This is a genomic window from Pannonibacter sp. Q-1 (assembly GCF_054073275.1).
Genome location: NZ_JBSXNB010000002.1, coordinates 63,957 through 80,691, shown reverse-complemented (window position 1 = coordinate 80,691; position 16,735 = coordinate 63,957). Strand labels below are relative to the sequence as shown.

Annotated in this window: 15 protein-coding genes; 2 read left to right on the top strand and 13 right to left on the bottom strand. The window is 63.9% G+C overall.

All coding sequences use genetic code 11. The features are described from left to right. Positions 1-20: 20 nt before the first annotated feature. From ACVNHC_RS04335 to ACVNHC_RS04325, 3 genes are all read right to left on the bottom strand, one after another. Positions 21-1,325, bottom strand: coding sequence for a flavin-dependent oxidoreductase (locus tag ACVNHC_RS04335; protein ID WP_457166534.1), 1,305 nt, complete (start codon positions 1,323-1,325; stop codon positions 21-23). Between the two features lie 75 nt (positions 1,326-1,400). Then, entirely contained in the window at positions 1,401-2,066 is a 666-nt protein-coding gene (locus ACVNHC_RS04330; RefSeq protein ID WP_457166533.1) for an NUDIX hydrolase, read from the bottom strand. A 30-nt stretch (positions 2,067-2,096) separates the two neighbouring features. Beyond that, positions 2,097-2,675, bottom strand: a complete 579-nt coding sequence (locus tag ACVNHC_RS04325) for a cysteine hydrolase family protein (RefSeq protein WP_457166532.1) — start codon at positions 2,673-2,675, stop codon at positions 2,097-2,099. Between the two features lie 253 nt (positions 2,676-2,928). On the opposite strand from ACVNHC_RS04325, the gene ACVNHC_RS04320 reads away from it, so the two are divergent. Then, the gene (locus ACVNHC_RS04320) at positions 2,929-3,438 is read left to right on the top strand and encodes a GNAT family N-acetyltransferase (RefSeq protein ID WP_457166531.1); all 510 of its coding nucleotides are present in this window, start codon (positions 2,929-2,931) and stop codon (positions 3,436-3,438) included. A 25-nt stretch (positions 3,439-3,463) separates the two neighbouring features. On the opposite strand, the gene ACVNHC_RS04315 is transcribed toward ACVNHC_RS04320, so the two are convergent. The 3 genes from ACVNHC_RS04315 to ACVNHC_RS04305 all read right to left on the bottom strand — a co-directional run bounded on the left by ACVNHC_RS04315 (position 3,464) and on the right by ACVNHC_RS04305 (position 7,115). Continuing rightward, a complete protein-coding gene (locus tag ACVNHC_RS04315; protein WP_457166530.1) occupies positions 3,464-4,117 on the bottom strand; it encodes a regulatory protein RecX in 654 nt (217 codons plus the stop codon). A gap of 91 nt (positions 4,118-4,208) precedes the next feature. Then, positions 4,209-5,777, bottom strand: a complete 1,569-nt coding sequence (locus ACVNHC_RS04310; RefSeq protein WP_050471505.1) for a DHA2 family efflux MFS transporter permease subunit — start codon at positions 5,775-5,777, stop codon at positions 4,209-4,211. A gap of 33 nt (positions 5,778-5,810) precedes the next feature. Then, positions 5,811-7,115, bottom strand: coding sequence for an HlyD family secretion protein (locus ACVNHC_RS04305; protein ID WP_457166529.1), 1,305 nt, complete (start codon positions 7,113-7,115; stop codon positions 5,811-5,813). A gap of 203 nt (positions 7,116-7,318) precedes the next feature. On the opposite strand from ACVNHC_RS04305, the gene ACVNHC_RS04300 reads away from it, so the two are divergent. Next, the gene (locus ACVNHC_RS04300) at positions 7,319-7,966 is read left to right on the top strand and encodes a TetR/AcrR family transcriptional regulator (protein ID WP_058899781.1); all 648 of its coding nucleotides are present in this window, start codon (positions 7,319-7,321) and stop codon (positions 7,964-7,966) included. A gap of 17 nt (positions 7,967-7,983) precedes the next feature. Here the strand turns inward: ACVNHC_RS04300 and ACVNHC_RS04295 are convergent, their stop codons facing one another. The 7 genes from ACVNHC_RS04295 to ACVNHC_RS04265 form a co-directional block, all read right to left on the bottom strand. Next, positions 7,984-8,817 (bottom strand): MBL fold metallo-hydrolase, encoded by an 834-nt coding sequence (locus tag ACVNHC_RS04295; protein WP_058899782.1) that lies wholly within the window; start codon positions 8,815-8,817, stop codon positions 7,984-7,986. Continuing rightward, on the bottom strand, positions 8,814-9,602 hold the full coding sequence (locus ACVNHC_RS04290; RefSeq protein WP_457166528.1) for a TatD family hydrolase: 789 nt from the start codon (positions 9,600-9,602) through the stop codon (positions 8,814-8,816). Before ACVNHC_RS04290 ends, ACVNHC_RS04295 begins: the two co-directional genes overlap by 4 nt. Positions 9,603-9,735: 133 nt before the next feature. After that, positions 9,736-11,292 (bottom strand): methionine--tRNA ligase, encoded by a 1,557-nt coding sequence (gene metG, locus ACVNHC_RS04285; protein WP_457166527.1) that lies wholly within the window; start codon positions 11,290-11,292, stop codon positions 9,736-9,738. Between the two features lie 98 nt (positions 11,293-11,390). After that, entirely contained in the window at positions 11,391-12,461 is a 1,071-nt protein-coding gene (locus tag ACVNHC_RS04280) for a DNA polymerase III subunit delta' (RefSeq protein WP_094461747.1), read from the bottom strand. Then, entirely contained in the window at positions 12,451-13,128 is a 678-nt protein-coding gene (tmk, locus tag ACVNHC_RS04275) for a dTMP kinase (RefSeq protein WP_247648167.1), read from the bottom strand. Before tmk ends, ACVNHC_RS04280 begins: the two co-directional genes overlap by 11 nt. 38 nt (positions 13,129-13,166) lie before the next feature. Beyond that, complete coding sequence (locus ACVNHC_RS04270) at positions 13,167-14,378, bottom strand: D-alanyl-D-alanine carboxypeptidase family protein (RefSeq protein ID WP_374628207.1); 1,212 nt, start codon at positions 14,376-14,378, stop codon at positions 13,167-13,169. A gap of 70 nt (positions 14,379-14,448) precedes the next feature. Beyond that, the gene (locus tag ACVNHC_RS04265; RefSeq protein WP_374628206.1) at positions 14,449-15,801 is read right to left on the bottom strand and encodes a septal ring lytic transglycosylase RlpA family protein; all 1,353 of its coding nucleotides are present in this window, start codon (positions 15,799-15,801) and stop codon (positions 14,449-14,451) included. Positions 15,802-16,735: the final 934 nt, after the last annotated feature.

Below are 16,735 nucleotides of genomic sequence, written 5' to 3'. Positions count from 1 at the left end.
GGCGGCTTCCTTCCAGAGGTTCACACAGGCGCAGGGGCGGGCACCCTTGCACCTTCAGCGATCATGCGCGGGGCGGCGTTGAGCGCGTCCTTGGCAAAGCCTGCGGCGGTCTTGTAGGCGCCCATGAAGCTGGCGCGCTCTTCCGGCGGGATCACGTCGTCGATGTTGTCAAAATCGCCGCCACAGCGCTCGTCCACCATGTTGAGCAGCCCGAAGGGACCGGCGCCCCGGTTGCGCAGGATGAGCTGCGAGACGGGGCCGCAGAGCTTTTCGTCAAAGGCGGCAAGCGCCTCCGGCGTGACGCCATGGGCCAGCATCATGACGCCGAGCGTGCGCGCATCGATGATGGCCTGGCTCGCGCCATTGGAGCCGGTCGGATACATGGCGTGGGCCGCATCGCCCATCAGCGCCACCGGGCCATCCACCCATGTGTCCACCGGGTCCCGGTCGATCATCGGGTTTTCATAGGCCACATCCGCACCGCGCAGCAGGGCCGGAACATCCATCCAGTCATAGGTCCAGTCGGCGAAGTGATGGAAGAAATCCTCCACCTCAACCTGACGGAACCAGCCGGTGGCATCGCGCTTGCTGATGTCGTCATAGGTGACTTCGGCGATCCAGTTGATGCGGGCAAGGCCGGTCTGCGGATCAACGGGCGAAATCGGATAGATGACCATGCGGTGCCGGTGCGAGCCGAGGCCGATGAAGGATGAGCCCGTGCGCACCGGCTTTGCCATGGCCGTGCCGCGCCACATGACGGCGCCGCCCCAGTGGATCGGCGGCTGGTCCGGGTGCATCTGCGCGCGCACGGCCGAATGGATGCCGTCAGCACCGATCAGCAGCGTGCCGGTTTCCTCGCCGGAAGAGCCATCCGCATGGCGGAGCAGGGCGGTGACGGTTCCATCCGGGTTCTTGCGGTAGCCGGTGACCTTCGCCCCCAGAACAACGGCTTCCTCACCGGCGCGGGCACGGAAGATCTCATAGAGCAGCATATGCAGCTCGCCCCGGTGCACGGCATATTGCGGCCAGTTGTAACCGGCCTCCAGCCCGCGCGGCTCGGCGTAGATTTCCTGGCCGTTGCGGCCGACAAGCGCCCATTCGCGCGCCGGAACCCCCACCTTGTCCAGCATGTCTGCCGTGATGCCGAGATCGAACAGCTCGCGCACAGCATTGGGCTGGATGTTGATGCCGACGCCCAGCGGCTTCAGCTCGCGCACGGATTCAAACACCTTGCAGCGCACGCCGATCTGATGAAGCGTCAAGGCCAGCGCCATGCCGCCAATTCCGCCGCCTGCGATCAGGACCAGAGGTTCCGTCACCCGCATTCCTCCCCGAGATTGCTTTTGGCAAGGGGTATAGCGGGAGCCGGGCGAAATGGGAATGGATTTGGCGGGGAGGGATCAGCCCGTCACCCCATGCGTTGCCCAGACGGCGCGCACATCCTCGTCAGACGCAAACTCACCACGGGCCGCCTGTGACCGGGAGATGGCCAAGGACGCTGTTTCCTCCGGGCTCAATTCATGAACGGGCGTGCCGGTTGACTGCCCCAAGCAATCCAGCCCCCTTCGCATCGCCGGGGGAAGGGCGCTTGGTGAGACCCAGCTGAGGGCTGATACCTCGTCAGGATTGGCAAGAAGCGCGCCGGACGGGTTCGCAAAGAGATAGCGCAGATCGATATGGATATGCGCCGGCTCGTTCTTCTTCCTGTTTTCAGGGATGCCGTGGACATCGATATCGATGGGAAGCCTATCCTGCAGCTGCGCGGTGAGACCGGTTTCTTCGGCGAGTTCCCGGGCGGCAGCTTCATGGGGCATTTCTCCGGCATCGATGTGGCCGCCGGGAAACAGCCGTTTTCCGAGCGTGAGATGTTCCACCATCAGGACTTTGCCATCCTGCAGCAGCACGGCACTTGCGGTGACATGCGCCGGAACCGTCGATCGGGCAGTCATATCCGCATCGCTGCGCCAGAGGCGGTCAATGACGGAAAGCTCTTCCAGACGCGCCGGATGGGCCGCGCAGAAGGCGCTGATCAGGTCTTTGATTTCGGTATTATGTTTTGAAAACAAGGCTCTGGCTCCACAGTCCGGACGGGTCATTCAGCGGGCCGCGATGGCCTTTAGAATGGCAGGAGCCGGCGCAACTGTCGCGATTTTGCCGTCCATATAGGCCAGCGAGACACGGGCATGTTCCTCGTCATAGGAGGCCGTGCAGTCCCGTGCAATGGTGACGCGCAGATCGCGCTGATAGGCATCGATGGCAGTCATGCGGACGCAGGCATGGGTGTTGATGCCGCACAGAACCACATGCCCGGCGCCCATATACGCCAGCCGGTCTTCAAGGTCTGTCCGGAAGAAGGCGCTGTAGCGCTTCTTGACGATGACCGCATCTCCGGGCCGCCAGTCGAGATCCGCATGAAGCTGCGCGCCGCGCGTGCCCATGATGGTGGCCTTGATGTTGCGCTCACGCATTTCGGCAAAGGCATCGCTGAGGCCGGGCTCGAACTCCTGACGCACCCAGACGACGGGAAGCCCGGCCATCCGGAAGGCAGCGGCCAGCCGGTTGGTCTGCGCAATCAGCTCCGCCGTTCGCCCGGCGTCCCAGCTGTCGAGAAAGTCGTTGAGCAGATCGATGATGATGAGGCAATGTGAGGCCATGGCGCGAAACAACCGCAGCACCGTGTCATCCATGTGACGGGAGGCATGTGACTGGCGGCGTCATTTCGGCACCAATCTCATCGCATATAGATAAGTTCCATAATATATCTTATCCGACATTTGTGTGCGTGAGCTGAGTTCCCCAGCCTTTTTTGGCAAGCTTCCTATGAGTCAAACTTATCTGGAACTGGTATTGGGAAACGTGCCATTCGAAACGGAGCGCTGGTGAGATGGACGAACGCGAAGCCGCAGCTTCGAGCTGGGATCACCCCAAATGAAAAAAGCCGCTGATGGTTCAAAGATCAAAGTTCGGCTGGCCGCGATAGACGATTGTGCTCGCTTGATCCAGATCCACGAAAGCGCCATTTTGATCTCTGGCCGCACCGCCTATTCTCAGGATGAATGCGAGAGTTGGGCGACCGGGCTCAAGCCTGAAAACTACGTTGAGGCGATGACCATCAAAGGACAGACTTTTTTGGTTGCTGAAACAAGCAATAAAATATGCGGCTTCTGTTCATTCAAAGATGATGAAATAATTGGTCTTTATGTTGATCCGGAGACCGGGCGGTCAGGAATTGGATCTCTTCTTCTGCGGCATGCAGAAAAAGCAATTGAGAAAAAGGGTGAAAGATCAATTCGCATTGATGCTGCGCTATCTGCCCTCGATTTTTACTTGTATCATGGATATATCATTCAGCAACGGCGCTCTGCCAGTTCTCGTGGCGGCCTCGATCTGAATGTTTGCGACCTGACGAAGACCCTGCCGGGCCAGAACCGGTTTTGATCGTCGATTTCGCCGTTCCTGCCGCTCACTCTTCCATTCCCTCCACGTCCTGCAAGGCAGCGCGGGCGGCGGAGATGGAGTGGCCGGCGCGGCACATGGCGGCCATGTCCTTGCGGTCCTTGTCGCGGCGGGTTTCCGGGCTCTCGTCCTGGTGGCCCTTGCGCCACGGCCCGAGCCTGCGGCGCTGCGCAAAGCGGCGGGCGGCGCTGGCGTCCGAGGTTTCGTCCTGATCCAGCACCGCATCGATCATCTGCCGTGCCACACCTTTGGCCCCCAGTTGCGCGGCGATCTTGCGCGTGGAGGCTCCCTTGCGGCGCAGGCTGGCGAGTTTGGTTTCGGCAAAGGTCTGATCGTTCACCAGGCCGCTGCGGCTGCATTTGTCCAGCACCGCCTCGATCATCGGCGCATAGACGCTTGCATCCGTACCATGGTGGCGGGCGGCGCGGGCCACCTTGCGCTCCAGCACAAGCCGCAGATTGGCCAGCGACGTGGCATAGCGCTCCAGATAGGCCAAGGCCTGCCGCGTGAGGCGCTCCTCCGTCGGGATGCGCGGCGCCCGGCGTTGTGCCTTGCCGCCAGCGGACCTTGTAGACAAGGGCCTTGCAGACCCCTGCCTTTCGTCACTGCGGCCGGCTGTCCGGGCGCTGGCAGGATGGTCCTGCGCGCCGTCATCGGCCATGAAGCCCTCCGAAAATCCGTTCCATACCAATCAAGATATTGGAAATATTGGATTTTTCAAGGGTAAAATGGCCAAGTCTGACAGGAGGGCATCAGTGCCCTCCTCCGCCGCCAGAGTTCAGTTTCGGCTTCTCGACAAAGAAGATGGCGGCCAGCAGGCAGATGAACAGCAGGGTCAGCAGCATGAACATGTCGATGAAGGACATGATGAAGGCCTGCTGGGTGACCATGCCCTTCACTGCATTGAGGGCCGCTGTGGGGGCGGCATCGCCCAGCGGCGCATAGGCCTGATTGAGCATGGACATGGTTTCCTGTACCGGCTCACGGGCGCCATTGACGCTTTCGGCCAGGCGCTCGTAGTGGAAGGCGCGCCGCTCGGTCAGGAAGGAGTTGATCAGCGCAAGGCCCACGGCACCGCCGAGGTTCCGCGTCAGGTTGAACAGGCCGGAGGCGTTCTTGATCATCTGCGGCGGCAGCATGCCAAGGGCGATGTTGTTGATCGGCACCATGCACAGCATCAAGGAGCAGCCGCGCAGGATCTGCGGCAGCAGCAGCTCGTAGAAATCCCAGTCCTGCGTCAGACCGGTGACAAGATAGGTACCGAGCGCAAAGCCGCCAAAGCCGATGCCCATCATCACGCGCGGATCGAGCACGCTCATCAACCGTCCTGCGATGGGCGCGGTCAGGAACATGGCAAGGCCGCTGACGAACATGGTCTCGCCGATCTGCAGCGCGGTATAGCCGCGGATGCCGGAGAGATAGACCGGATAAAGATAGGTCAGGCCATAAAGCCCGATGCCCATGACGAAGCTGAACAGGCTGCCCATGGCGAAGTTCTTGTTGCCAAAGGCGCGCAGGTCCGCCACCGGCTCATCCACAGTGAAAGCCCGGTAGAAGAACAGCAGCGCGGCGGCACCCGAGAGCACGGAGAACAGGACGATGTGCTCGCTCTGGAACCAGTCGTCGTTGGTCCCCTCCTCCAGCACATATTCGAGCGAGCCAAGGAACACCGCCATGGCGGCAAAGCCGGTCCAGTCGAACTTGTCGAGAAGGCTCATGTCCGGCTCGTCGAAGTCGATCAGCGAAATGGCGGCAATCGTCACGAAGATGCCGGGAATGACGTTGATCAGGAACAGCCAGTGCCAGGACATGAAGTCGGTGAGATAGCCGCCCAGGGTCGGGCCGATGGTCGGGGCCAGCGTTGCGACGAGGCCGATGATCGGCGACACGATGCTGAATTTCTCACGCGGGAAGATCAGATAGGCCGTCGCAAAAACGGTGGGGATCATGCCGCCGCCGAGAAAGCCCTGCAGCGTGCGCCAGAGGATCATTTCGTTGATCGTCGTGGCCGTGGCGCACATGAAGCTCATGGCGGTGAAGCCGCCGGCGGAAATGGCAAACATCCAGCGGGTCGAGAGCATGCGCGACAGATAGCCGGACAGCGGAATCATGATCACTTCGGCGATCAGATAGCTGGTCTGCACCCACGGAATTTCATCGCTGGAGGCGCCAAGCCCGGCCTGGATCTCGGACAGGGAGGCCGAGACGATCTGGATGTCCAGGATCGCCATGAACATGCCGAAAACCATGCACAGGAAGGTCAGCATCCTGCGCGTGGTCACGACGGGTTGGGCCGGAACGGCCATCGTTGCGTCTGTCATGTTGCGTCCGCCGCCCTTCTGGGGCGCCCGCTGTCAGCGGGCGCTCGCGGTCTTGCTGCCGGGAAGGCCCGTGATCCGCGTGCCGGTGCGGGTATCGACTTCCACGACCACCGACATGCCGGGGCGCAGCACGGAAGCGCCCTCCTCGCTTACCGGAACGGAAATGCGCACCGGCACACGCTGCACCACCTTGGTGAAGTTGCCCGTGGCATTTTCGGACGGCAGCAGGCTGAAGACGGAGCCGGTCGCCGGGGACAGGCTCTTCACCGTGCCGTGCAGCTCCAGCTCCGGATAGGCATCGACGGTCACCTTCACCGAAGCGCCGGGCTGGATGGCATCCAGCTGGGTTTCCTTGAAATTGGCGTCGATACGGGCATCGGCCAGCGGCACGATGGAGGCGACGCGGCTGCCGGTCTGCAGCAGCGAGCCCACCTGCGCCGCCCGGTTGCCGACGACACCGGAAACCGGCGCCCGCACCACGGTGAAGTCCAGATCCCGTTCGGCCTTTTCCAGTGCCGTGCGGGCGGAAGCTACGGCCTGTTCGGCTTCCTTCTTCTGGCTCTCCAGCACCGCCACGTTGGCTTCGGCGACTGAGACGGCCGCCTTGCTGCTCGCAACTGTGGCGGAGGCATCGCGCATGTTGGCAAGAGCCGTGTCCAGAGAGGCCTGGCTCGACACCTTGCCCGCGGTCAGTTTCACCTGCCGCTCGTAACTTGCCTTTGCCTCGATGTCGCGGGCTTCAGCCGCTTCAACAGAGGCCCTCGCCTGCTCGACGGAGGCTTGGCTGGCGATGATCTGGCGGGCGATACGCTCCACCGTCGCTTCGGCGCTGGCCACATTGTCCTTTGCGGACTGCACGGCCAGCCGGTAATCGCCGTCATCAATGCGGGCGATCACCTGCCCTGCGTCCACATGCTGGTTGTCGGCCACCTCGATGCTGGCGACATAGCCCGACACCTTGGACAGAACCGTGGTGATGTCGGCCGACACATAGGCATCATCCGTCGAGGCCATGAAGCGGCCATGGGTCCACCAGCCATAGCCCTCATAGGCACCGGCCGCGGCGGCAAGAAGCAGGATGACCCGCATGACCTTGCCCGCCTTGCCCTTCTTCTTCGGCGTGCCGCCACCCTCGCCGGCCTGCTGGCCAGTGGCAGGCTGCGGGTCTCCCTGGGCATTCCGGGCACGGGTGGGGGATGGTGCTTCCGGGCTGCCAGCGGGAGACCCGCTGCCATCCGCCGCGGGTGCAGCCGCGCGGCGTTCCTCTCCGCTGCCGGTGGGGGTACCGGAAGCGGGAGATTGGGTTTCAGTCTTGAGAAGTGTGGCAGTGCTGGTCACGGCGGGGGAGCCTTCGTTGTGTGCCTTTCGCACATAAATAGTTTGACTGAACGGTTCGGTCAATAGATGATTTGAAGAGACGGCCCTCCGGAACAGGGTTCCTTCCCCGCTGAAATCACGGCATCTTCCGGGTGGAATTTGACAGAGGGCCCCTCACGAACCTACGTAGGGGCAACGCCGCTGCAACAGAGCTGAAACGGATCATGACTGCACAGGATGCCCAGGTGGACGGAGACAAGTCCGGCCAGCCCGCCAATGCCAAACGCCACCAGATTCTGGACGGCGCACGCCGTGTGTTCCGCGCCAATGGCTTTGACGGGGCCAGCATGGAAACCATCGCCCGTGAGGCCGGGGTGTCGAAGGGCACGCTCTATGTCTATTTCGACAGCAAGGAAGCCCTGTTCAAGGCGCTGATCCTGAAGGACCGGCAGCTGCAGCCCGAGCATTGCATCACGGATCTGGATGACAGCGCGCCGCTTGAGGACGCGCTCATGCGGCTTGGCATCGTCTATCTTTCACGGATGATCCTGCCCGAAACCATCTCGACCCTGCGCATGGTGATGGGGGCATCGGAGAAGTTCCCCGAATTTGGCGCCCTGCTCTATGAGGAAGGCCCGAAGAAGGGCATCCGCCACCTGAAGCAGTTCCTGCTGCACCGGCACGAAATCGGCCAGATCACGGACTGCGATCTGGAACTGGCTGCGAGCCAGTTTCTGGATCTTTGCATTTCCGGCACCATGCGCCGCATGCTGCTGACCTCAGGCTCGGCGCCCTCTCAGGCCGAGCAGCAGGCAATCGTCGCCTCAGCCGTGCGCGTGTTCATGAAGTCCTATGCGGTGAGTAACGCCTGACAGGAGCTTGAGGCCGGTCAGTCCGAAGAGCCGGGCGCCACTCCCCCGCCTGCCAGCTTGATCACCATGCCGTCATAGGCAGGTTCCACATGCGGCGGAAGCTCACGGCAGAGCGTGGCATAGTCCATGTCGTTGTGCATGTTGGTGAGGATCGCCCGTGCCGGCTTCAGGCTGGCGATCCAGTGCAGCGCATCGTCCAGCGAGAAATGGCTGGGATGCGGCGTGCGGCGCAGGGCATCGATGATGAACAGCCGCAGACCGGCAAACCGCGCCACTTCGCTTTCGGGAATCTCTGATACATCAGGTAGATAGACCACGTCCTGAAAGCGGAACGCGAGGGAATCGATTTCCCCGTGATGCACCCGGATGGGCTGGAAGGCGATCGGTCCGCCTGCTCCGTCGATCACGGTTTCCTCTCCTGCCGCCAGCCGCTGCTCGTCCAGGATCGGCGGATAGGAGGAGCCGGGCGGTGTGGTGAAACAGTAGTCGAAGGCCTCATGCGCGCGGGCCGAGGTGGGCTCATCCATGTAGACGGGCACCTTCATGCGGTTGCGCAGCGCCAGCATCCTCAGGTCATCGATGCCATGCAGGTGATCGGCATGGGCGTGGGTATAGATCACCGCATCCAGATACCCTGCCCCGGCGTCGAGCAATTGGGCGCGCATGTCCGGCCCGGTGTCGATGAGAACCGTTGTCTCGCCCCCCTCGCCTTTCTGGCGCACCAGCAGGGCGCAGCGGCGGCGGCGGTTGCGCGGCTCGGCCGGATCACAGCGTCCCCAGTCGTCACCAAGGCGCGGCACGCCCCCTGATGATCCGCAGCCGAGGATGGTGATCTCCAGCTCTGCGCTCATTCTGCCTCCGGCCGTTTCGCCTTGGTGAAGAGACGGAAGAAGTTGTCCGTCGTCTGCCGGGCCATGTCCTCCGCGCTCACACCATGCACTTCGGCAAGGATCCTGGCGGTGAAGGCCGTATAGGCCGGCTCGTTGCGCTTGCCGCGCCAGGGCTGCGGGGCGAGATAAGGTGCATCGGTTTCGACCAGCAGCCGGTCACGTGGCACGCTGGCGGCAATCTCGCGGATCTCCTCCGAGCGCTTGAACGTCAGAATGCCGGAGAAGGACACATAAAGCCCCAGGTCCACGCCGCGCCGGGCCAACTCCGGACCGGAAGAGAAGCAGTGCAGCAGCGCCGGGAAGGCCCCCTTCCCCATTTCCTCGGTCAGGATCGCCATCATGTCCTCATCCGCATCGCGCGAATGGATGACGAGCGGCAGCTGGGTGCGCCGGGCAGCCTCAATATGGGTGCGGAGCCCCTGCGCCTGCGAGGCACGCGGCGCCTTGTCGTAGAAGTAATCGAGCCCTGCTTCCCCGATGGCAACGACCTTGGGATGCTGGGCGAGCTGCACGAGTTCGTCCGCCGTCACGTCCAGTTCCTCCTGGGCATTGTGCGGATGGGTGCCGACCGAGCAATAGACGCTGTCATAGGCTTCCGCGATGGCCAGCACCTGCGGGAACTTGCGCACCCGCGTGGAGATCGTGACCATCAGCTTCACGCCAGCCGCATGGGCGCGTGCAATCACCTCGTCCCGTTCGGCCTCGAAGTCGGGAAAATCGAGATGGCAGTGGCTGTCGACAAGCATGGGAAAGCCTTGGGGGTACCTTGTGGATAACATGCGGGCAATCCATGTGGAGAACCGGTGCCCTCCCCTGTGGACCAACCTCGGAACTCTTTGAAAGAGCGGGGACTTTCCCGCTCTTTCGCATTTTCGCAGCTTATGCGTCCGCCTGTTCCGGCTCCACATAGCGCGGGAAAGCCGGCTCGGGCTTGGGGATTTCCACGCCGGCGGCAAGCCGCCCGGCTGCGCCAAGCGTTGCAAAGCTGCGGGCGCCGGCCGGAACCGACAGGTTGTCGAGCAGCTTGGCCGCCGCCGCCGGGGTCACCGGCTGGGCCAGAATGGCGATCTGGCGGATCACTTCGGCCGTGACATAGAGCACCGTGTTCATGCGCTCCGGATCGGTCTTCTTCAGTGCCCAGGGCTCCTGTGCGGCGAAGTAGCGGTTGGCTTCGGCCACGCAGGCCCAGATGCAGGCAAGGCCCGCATGGATTTCCTGCTTGGAGAAGGCCGCGCGGCAGGTGTCCAGCATGGCGTCGGCCTGCGCCAGAATGGCCTCGTCGGCCGGATGAAGCGCACCCGGCTGCGGCAGCTTGCCGTCGCAGTTCTTGGAGATCATCGACAGGGAACGCGACGCCAGATTGCCAAGGTCATTGGCCAGATCGGCGTTGATGCGGTTGACGATCGCCTCGTGGCTGTAGTTGCCGTCCTGTCCGAAGGGCACCTCGCGCAGGAAGAAGTAGCGGGTCTGGTCGAGGCCGTAATGCTCGATCAGGCTGAAGGGGTCGATGACGTTGCCGACCGACTTCGACATCTTCTCCCCGCGGTTGAACAGGAAGCCGTGGGCATAGACGCGCTTGGGCAGCGGGATACCGGCCGACATCAGGAAGGCAGGCCAGTAGACCGCGTGGAAGCGGATGATGTCCTTGCCGATGATATGGGCATCCGCCGGCCAGTAGGACCAGCGCGCATCCCCCTCATCCGGGAAGCCAGCGCCGGTGATGTAGTTGGTGAGCGCATCCACCCACACATACATCACATGCCGCTCGTCGCCCGGCACCGGAATGCCCCAGTCGAAGGTGGTGCGCGAAACGGACAGGTCCTTCAGCCCGCGGCTGACGAAGCTGACGATCTCGTTGCGGCGCTCGGACGGGCCGATGAAATCAGGATTGGCCTCGTAATGGGCCAGAAGCTTGTCCTGATAGGCGGACAGGCGGAAGAAGTAGCTCTCCTCCTCCACCCACTCCACCGGCGTGCCCTGCGGGCCGTAGCGCACGCCATCGGCGCGCACTTCGGTCTCGCCCTCCTGATAGAAGGCCTCGTCACGCACGGAGTACCAGCCGGAATAGCTGTCCTTGTAGATGTCGCCATTCGCCGCCATCCGCTTCCAGATTTCCTGGCTCGACTTGTGGTGGCGCTCCTCGCTGGTGCGGATGAAGTCGTTGTTGGTGCAGCCGAGGGCCTCCACCATGGCGCGGAAGCGGGCGGAGTTGCGGTCGGCCAGTTCCTGCGCGGAGATGCCTTCCTTGCGCGCCGTCTGCAGCATCTTCTGGCCGTGCTCGTCCGTGCCCGTCAGGAAGAACACATCCTTGCCGTCCAGCCGCTGGAAACGGGCCATCGCATCCGTGGCAATCGCCTCATAGGCATGGCCGATGTGCGGCACACCGTTGGGATAGGAAATGGCCGTGGTGATGTAGTAGCGGGGCTTGTCGGTCATGACGCTTCGGATGCTTTCGGGCGAGAACTGGCTACAAACGGGAGAAACAGCCGGACAGGTGTCCGGTCATCAGCAGGTGCCTTGCGGGCGGCAAGGCTTCATGCGGGCATTCGCATGGCCTCGGAGAGGGACCGGAACACGTCGATGACTACCTGTTTCTTGTCAAGATTGAGCGCCTCGGCATCCGCCGCCGCGCGGCCCATCTTTTCCCATACCTCGGTCCACCTGACAAGCCGTGAGGCATGCCCCGCGTCCGGACCGCGCAACTGGGCGTGCATCCAGTCCCGCGCCACCGACAGGAAGGCTTCCCAGTTGTCGGTTTCGCCGCGTGCCGAAACGAGATCGGCAAAGGCATGCAGCGCCACCGGATCAATGCGCGGCAGGCGGGCGGCGAGATTGTGGAAGCCCTGCGTCACCGCCAGCCCCTCACCGGCCAGCAGCAGCAGGGCCGAGCGCAGGCTGCCGCCGGCAAAGCGCGCCACATCCGCCATGGAGGAAGGGTCAGCACTGCCGCCCAGGCCGGAAAGCGCCTGGGTCATGGCGCGGTCGTCCAGCGGCTGCAGGTCCAGCCTGCGGCAGCGCGAGCGGATGGTCGGCAGCAGGCGCCCCGGCGCGTGCGACAGCACGAAGAACAGAGAGTTGGCGGGCGGCTCTTCCAGAATTTTCAGCAGCGCGTTGGCGGAACTGGCGTTCATGTCATCCGCCGCATCGACAATGCAGATCCGCAGCCCCTGACCCGATGCCGTGGTGCCGTAAAAGGACACGGTGCGGCGCACCTCGTCCACCGGCAGATCGGTCTTGAAGCGCTTGGTCTTGTCGTTATAGGGCCTGCGCAGATGCAGCACATTGGGGCTCGCACCCGCCGCGATCTGGCGGCTGACGATATGCCCCTCCGGCACGGCAAGGCTGCTGGCTGCGGCAACCTCGGGTGAAAACCTGTCCGGATGGGCCAGCGCGAAACGCGCAAAGCGGAAGGCAAGCGTCGCCTTGCCGATGCCCTTCTGCCCGCCGACGAGCCAGGCATGATGGAAGCGCGGCGAACGGTAGGCCTCGATCAGCTCGCGCTCGGCTGCCTCCTGCCCCACGAGGGCAAACTGCTCGCGCGGCAGCGGCACGCCGTCGATGGCGTCGACCTCCGGGGTGGCTTCGATGTCCGTGTTACGCGCCATGGCCGGATCCTGCGCCTTCCCTGTTCTTCAGGCCGAAACGGGAGGACACCACCTGCCAGATGGCCGCTTCCACGCCGCCTGCATCCTGCGCGCCGTCAATGACCACAATGCGGTCCGGCTCGGCGTCCGCAAGCTCCAGGAACAGCTGCCGCCGCCGCTCGTGGGTTTCCATGGCATCGGTCTCGAACCGGTCCGGGCTGTTGCCGCTGGCATTCTGCGCCCGCGTGTCCACCCGCTTCAGGCCGATGGCAGCCGGAACGTCGATCAGCACCGTCAGGTCAGGCCTCAGCCCGTTTGTGGCCGTCACTTCCAGCACATCCAGCACCTGCGGCTCCACCCCCGCCTCGCCCTGATAGACGCGGGTCGAATCGGCATAGCGGTCGCACAGCACCCACTCCCCGCGCTCCAGCGCCGGGCGGATGGTCACATCCACATGGTCGGCACGGGCTGCGGCAAACAGCATCGCCTCACCGCGCGGGCCCAGCTTGCGCGCCGCACCCGACAGCAGCACCTCGCGGATCATCTCCGCCCCCGGCGATCCGCCCGGCTCACGCGTCAGCGTCACCCCCAGCCCCTGTTGCAGCAGGCGCTCGCGCAGGCGGCGGATCTGGGTGGACTTGCCCGCCCCCTCTCCGCCTTCAAATGTGATGAACCGCCCCAGCGCCAACGAAACTCTCCAACTCATCCGCCCCGCAGGGCGCTGCATCACAGCCAGCCAAACAGCAGCTGGCGCACACCATTCATCGCCCGCTGGCTCAGCGTGCCCTCGCTGACGTCACCGCCCGTCAGAAGCGGTGCGCGGTAAACGACGGCATCATCCGGCCCCAGCACCCTGATTTCGCCCACCACGGTGCCCTTTTCAACCGGCGCAAGCAGCGGCCCGTCATAAACGGCGCGCAGACGGTAGTTCATCGTGCCGCCCGTGGGCAACAGAACCTCGACAGTGCGCGCCGCCACCAGCGGCACCTCGCCTGCCGTGCCGCCGAACACGCGCGCGCTGGCCACCTGTGCCCCGGCATCAAACAGGCGGTTGAGGGTGAAGGCATCCCATGCCCCCTCGACAAGATCCTTCAGCGCCGCCAGCCGTGCCTTGTCCGTGGGAAGGCCGGAAAGGGCCGCAATCACCCGCCGCCCGTTCCGCTCCACCGAAACAAGACCGCTGAACCCATCCTTTTCGGTCTGACCTGCCCCCAGCCCGTCGAGCCCGGTGACATTGCCCAGAAACGGGTTCTTCGCCCGCTGGAAAATGTTGTTCCAGGTGAACTCCGGCTGGCTGAACAGGCCGTAGCGGTCCTTGTGCTCACTCAGGATATAGCCGGCCAGCAGACTGAGATCGCGCGCCGTCACTTTCACACCCGGCGCCGGATAGCCGGTCGGATTGGCAAAATGCGTGTTCTTCATGCCGAGCTTTTCAGCAAGAGCGTTCATGCGCCCGGCAAAGGCCTCCTCGCTGCCTGCAAGTCCTTCAGCCAGAACGATGGCCGCATCATTGGCATTGTGAACGAGGAGCCCCTGCAGCAGGTCGGACACCGCGATCTGCGACTTCACGGCCGCAAACATCGTCGCCCCGCGTGACGGCGCTCCGCCTGTGCGCCAGGCATGTTCGCTGACTGTGTAAAGCGTGTCTTCGGACGTTTCCCCCGCCTTCAGCGCATCGAAGACGATCGCCGCCGTCATCACCTTGGCAAGGGAGCCCGGCTCAAACGGCTGGTCCGGCGCCTTGGCATAAAGCAGCGTGTCACTGGACTGGTCGAGAAGAATGGCGGTCGTGGCACGGGTCGCCAGCACATCCTGCGCCGCGGCGGGGTGCGGCATGCACAGGCCGGAAAGCAGAAGCCCTGCGGCAAGGGCCGCAAGGCTGAAGCGCTTGAACCTTGTCTGCAGCGGCCGTGCGGCCGTTTCACCCTGCCCGATCATGTTCCACCCGGCCGAAAACCGCTCAAAACCGCCCCAAACAGCCGGAATCCAGCCTGCGCCTGCCGCCAGATCAGCGGTTCAGCTTCTGAAGGGACGTTGCGCTGTTCTCGAACGTTTCGAACGCGCCGAAAACACCATTGATACGGTCGTTGGCGGCATAGGACGACACGGCCCCGCCGCGCAGCAGGTTGCGCGGAGCGTTCAGCCCCGGCTGCCAGATCATCTGCGGCTGACCGGCGGCTGACGGATCCTGATAGGCCGCAGGCGCCGCATTTACCGGCGATGCCGCAGGCACGCGGATGGTGCCAAGGGTCTGCGGCTGTTCACCCAGCGTCTGGACGGCGGGAGCGGCAGCGGGAACCTCGGTAGCGGTGGCAGCGGCCGGGCTCATGATGGCCTGGGCCTCAGCGGCAGCCGCCGATGCATTGACCGCAGATGCCGCCGGGCTTGCCGAGGCGACCATGATCTGCGCCGCACTTTCATAGGCAACCGCCGGATCGAAGGCGATCATGTAGGACGGATCAAGCTGCGGATGAGTGGTGCCGGAAGTGGAAGCCACCGTCACCGGCTGCGGCAGTGTCAGAGGACGCGGGCGCGGCGCGAAGCTCGGCACATAATTCATGCTGCCTGCGCCCTGCGCCAGCGGCTCGGCAGAGGCAACCATCACAGAAGCGGCAGGTGCGCGGACGGGTCCTGCTGCAGGTGCAGGCGCAGCAGGGGCCTGTGCCAGCATGGTGCCCGGCATCGTGCCGCCCGGCGTCACGGCACCCGGCCCGTCATAGCTCGCCATCAGGAAGGCCTCGTCATTGCCGTCCATGCGGGCCGGGCCGATATATTCCACCTTCACCTTGCCGATACCGGCCTGCTTGGTGCCCAGCATCTTGGCGACGCGCTGCGACAGATCGATCTCGCGGTTGCCATGGAACGGCCCGCGGTCATTGACGCGCACGATCATCGAGCGGCCGTTCTCCACGTTGGTCACGCGGGCATAGGACGGCAGCGGCATGGTGGTGTGGGCAGCCGTCAGCGAGTGACGGTCATAGATCTCGCCATTGGCGGTCTTGCGGCCGTGGAAGGCCTCACCATACCAGGACGCAAATCCGACCTTGGTGTAGCCCGGCTCTTCCTTCGGATGATACCAGCGCCCGGCCACCTTGTAGGGCTTGCCGACGATGGCGCGGCCACCGCCTTTGGGCACCGGCTGACCATCGGCGACCACGCGGGGGCTGGCCTTCACGCCGTATTTGGATTCAGGGAAATATTCGGAGGAGCGTTTCTTGGTCGGCGCGCTTTCGCAGGCTGCCAGTGCGAGCGCTGCAGTCAGCGCGATCATCAGTTTCAGGGCGGGCTTGCGGAGTTTCACACCGCCTGCCTCCTGAGCGTCCTTGCTGGCGCATACGGCCTTCTCAGCCATAGCTGCCATCGGGCGTTTCCCCAAACCTTGCATCCTGCCGTCCCACTCACAACGCGTCTGGCGGCCCCAGCACACGCGCTCCATGAAGCCGGTTTCCCGGCGCTGTCTCGCGGTTGCGCAAACTGACCGTTAGGCCCCTTGCGCGCAAGTGCATTCCGCCCCCGCAGAAATGCAACAGCCGCAGTTAATCGCATAGTGGTTACCTGATCCTTACCGCTTCGCCAAGTCCCAAAGCGCCGCAGAGGCCATCAAACCGTATCCGGTACACCGTATAGTCCCGGGGCGGCTGTTTTCCGCCGTTCCGGCAGGGCCGGAAGCGCCGCCGCCTTCTTGAAATAATTTACCATCCTGCAACATGGCAGAGGGCTCATGCCCCGAATCTGCACCCGGCCCGGCCCTGCCTGCCTCTGGCAGATCCACAGCCGGCACTCCTGCACGCAGTTCGATGCACAGGCAGATCCCCCTGCCGGTCAGTACAGGCTTTGCGGCGCTGACGTGCCTGCCCTGAAAAGGCTCAGACCCATCAAGGCCCGGATCCATCAAGACGCGGGCCGATCATTGCATCACTTTGTGATCGCCATCACAAACCGCAGCGGCGGCAGCGCCTAAGGTGATGTCACTGCAACGGGCCGCCCCGCCCTGCGCAGGCTGGGGCCTTCCCGGCACCGGCCGCTGATCCTGCACCCCTGCCCACGACACGCCGGATCAGCGGCCCCCTTCCGGGGGATACACGGCGGGCAACTTTTCCTGACAAGACATTGTATGCGCGGCGCGGACGCCGGCGTCCTCGCTGCGCCCCCGGCCTTTGCGGCGTTCTGTGAGGCGGCACAGCCTTTCATCATGTCATCCCGGTTTGGCGCGAAGCGGCAAGACCGGGATCCAGTGCGCCCGGAGCAGGAGATGGCTGACACCGGGGCTACTGGATCCCCACCTTCGTGGGGAT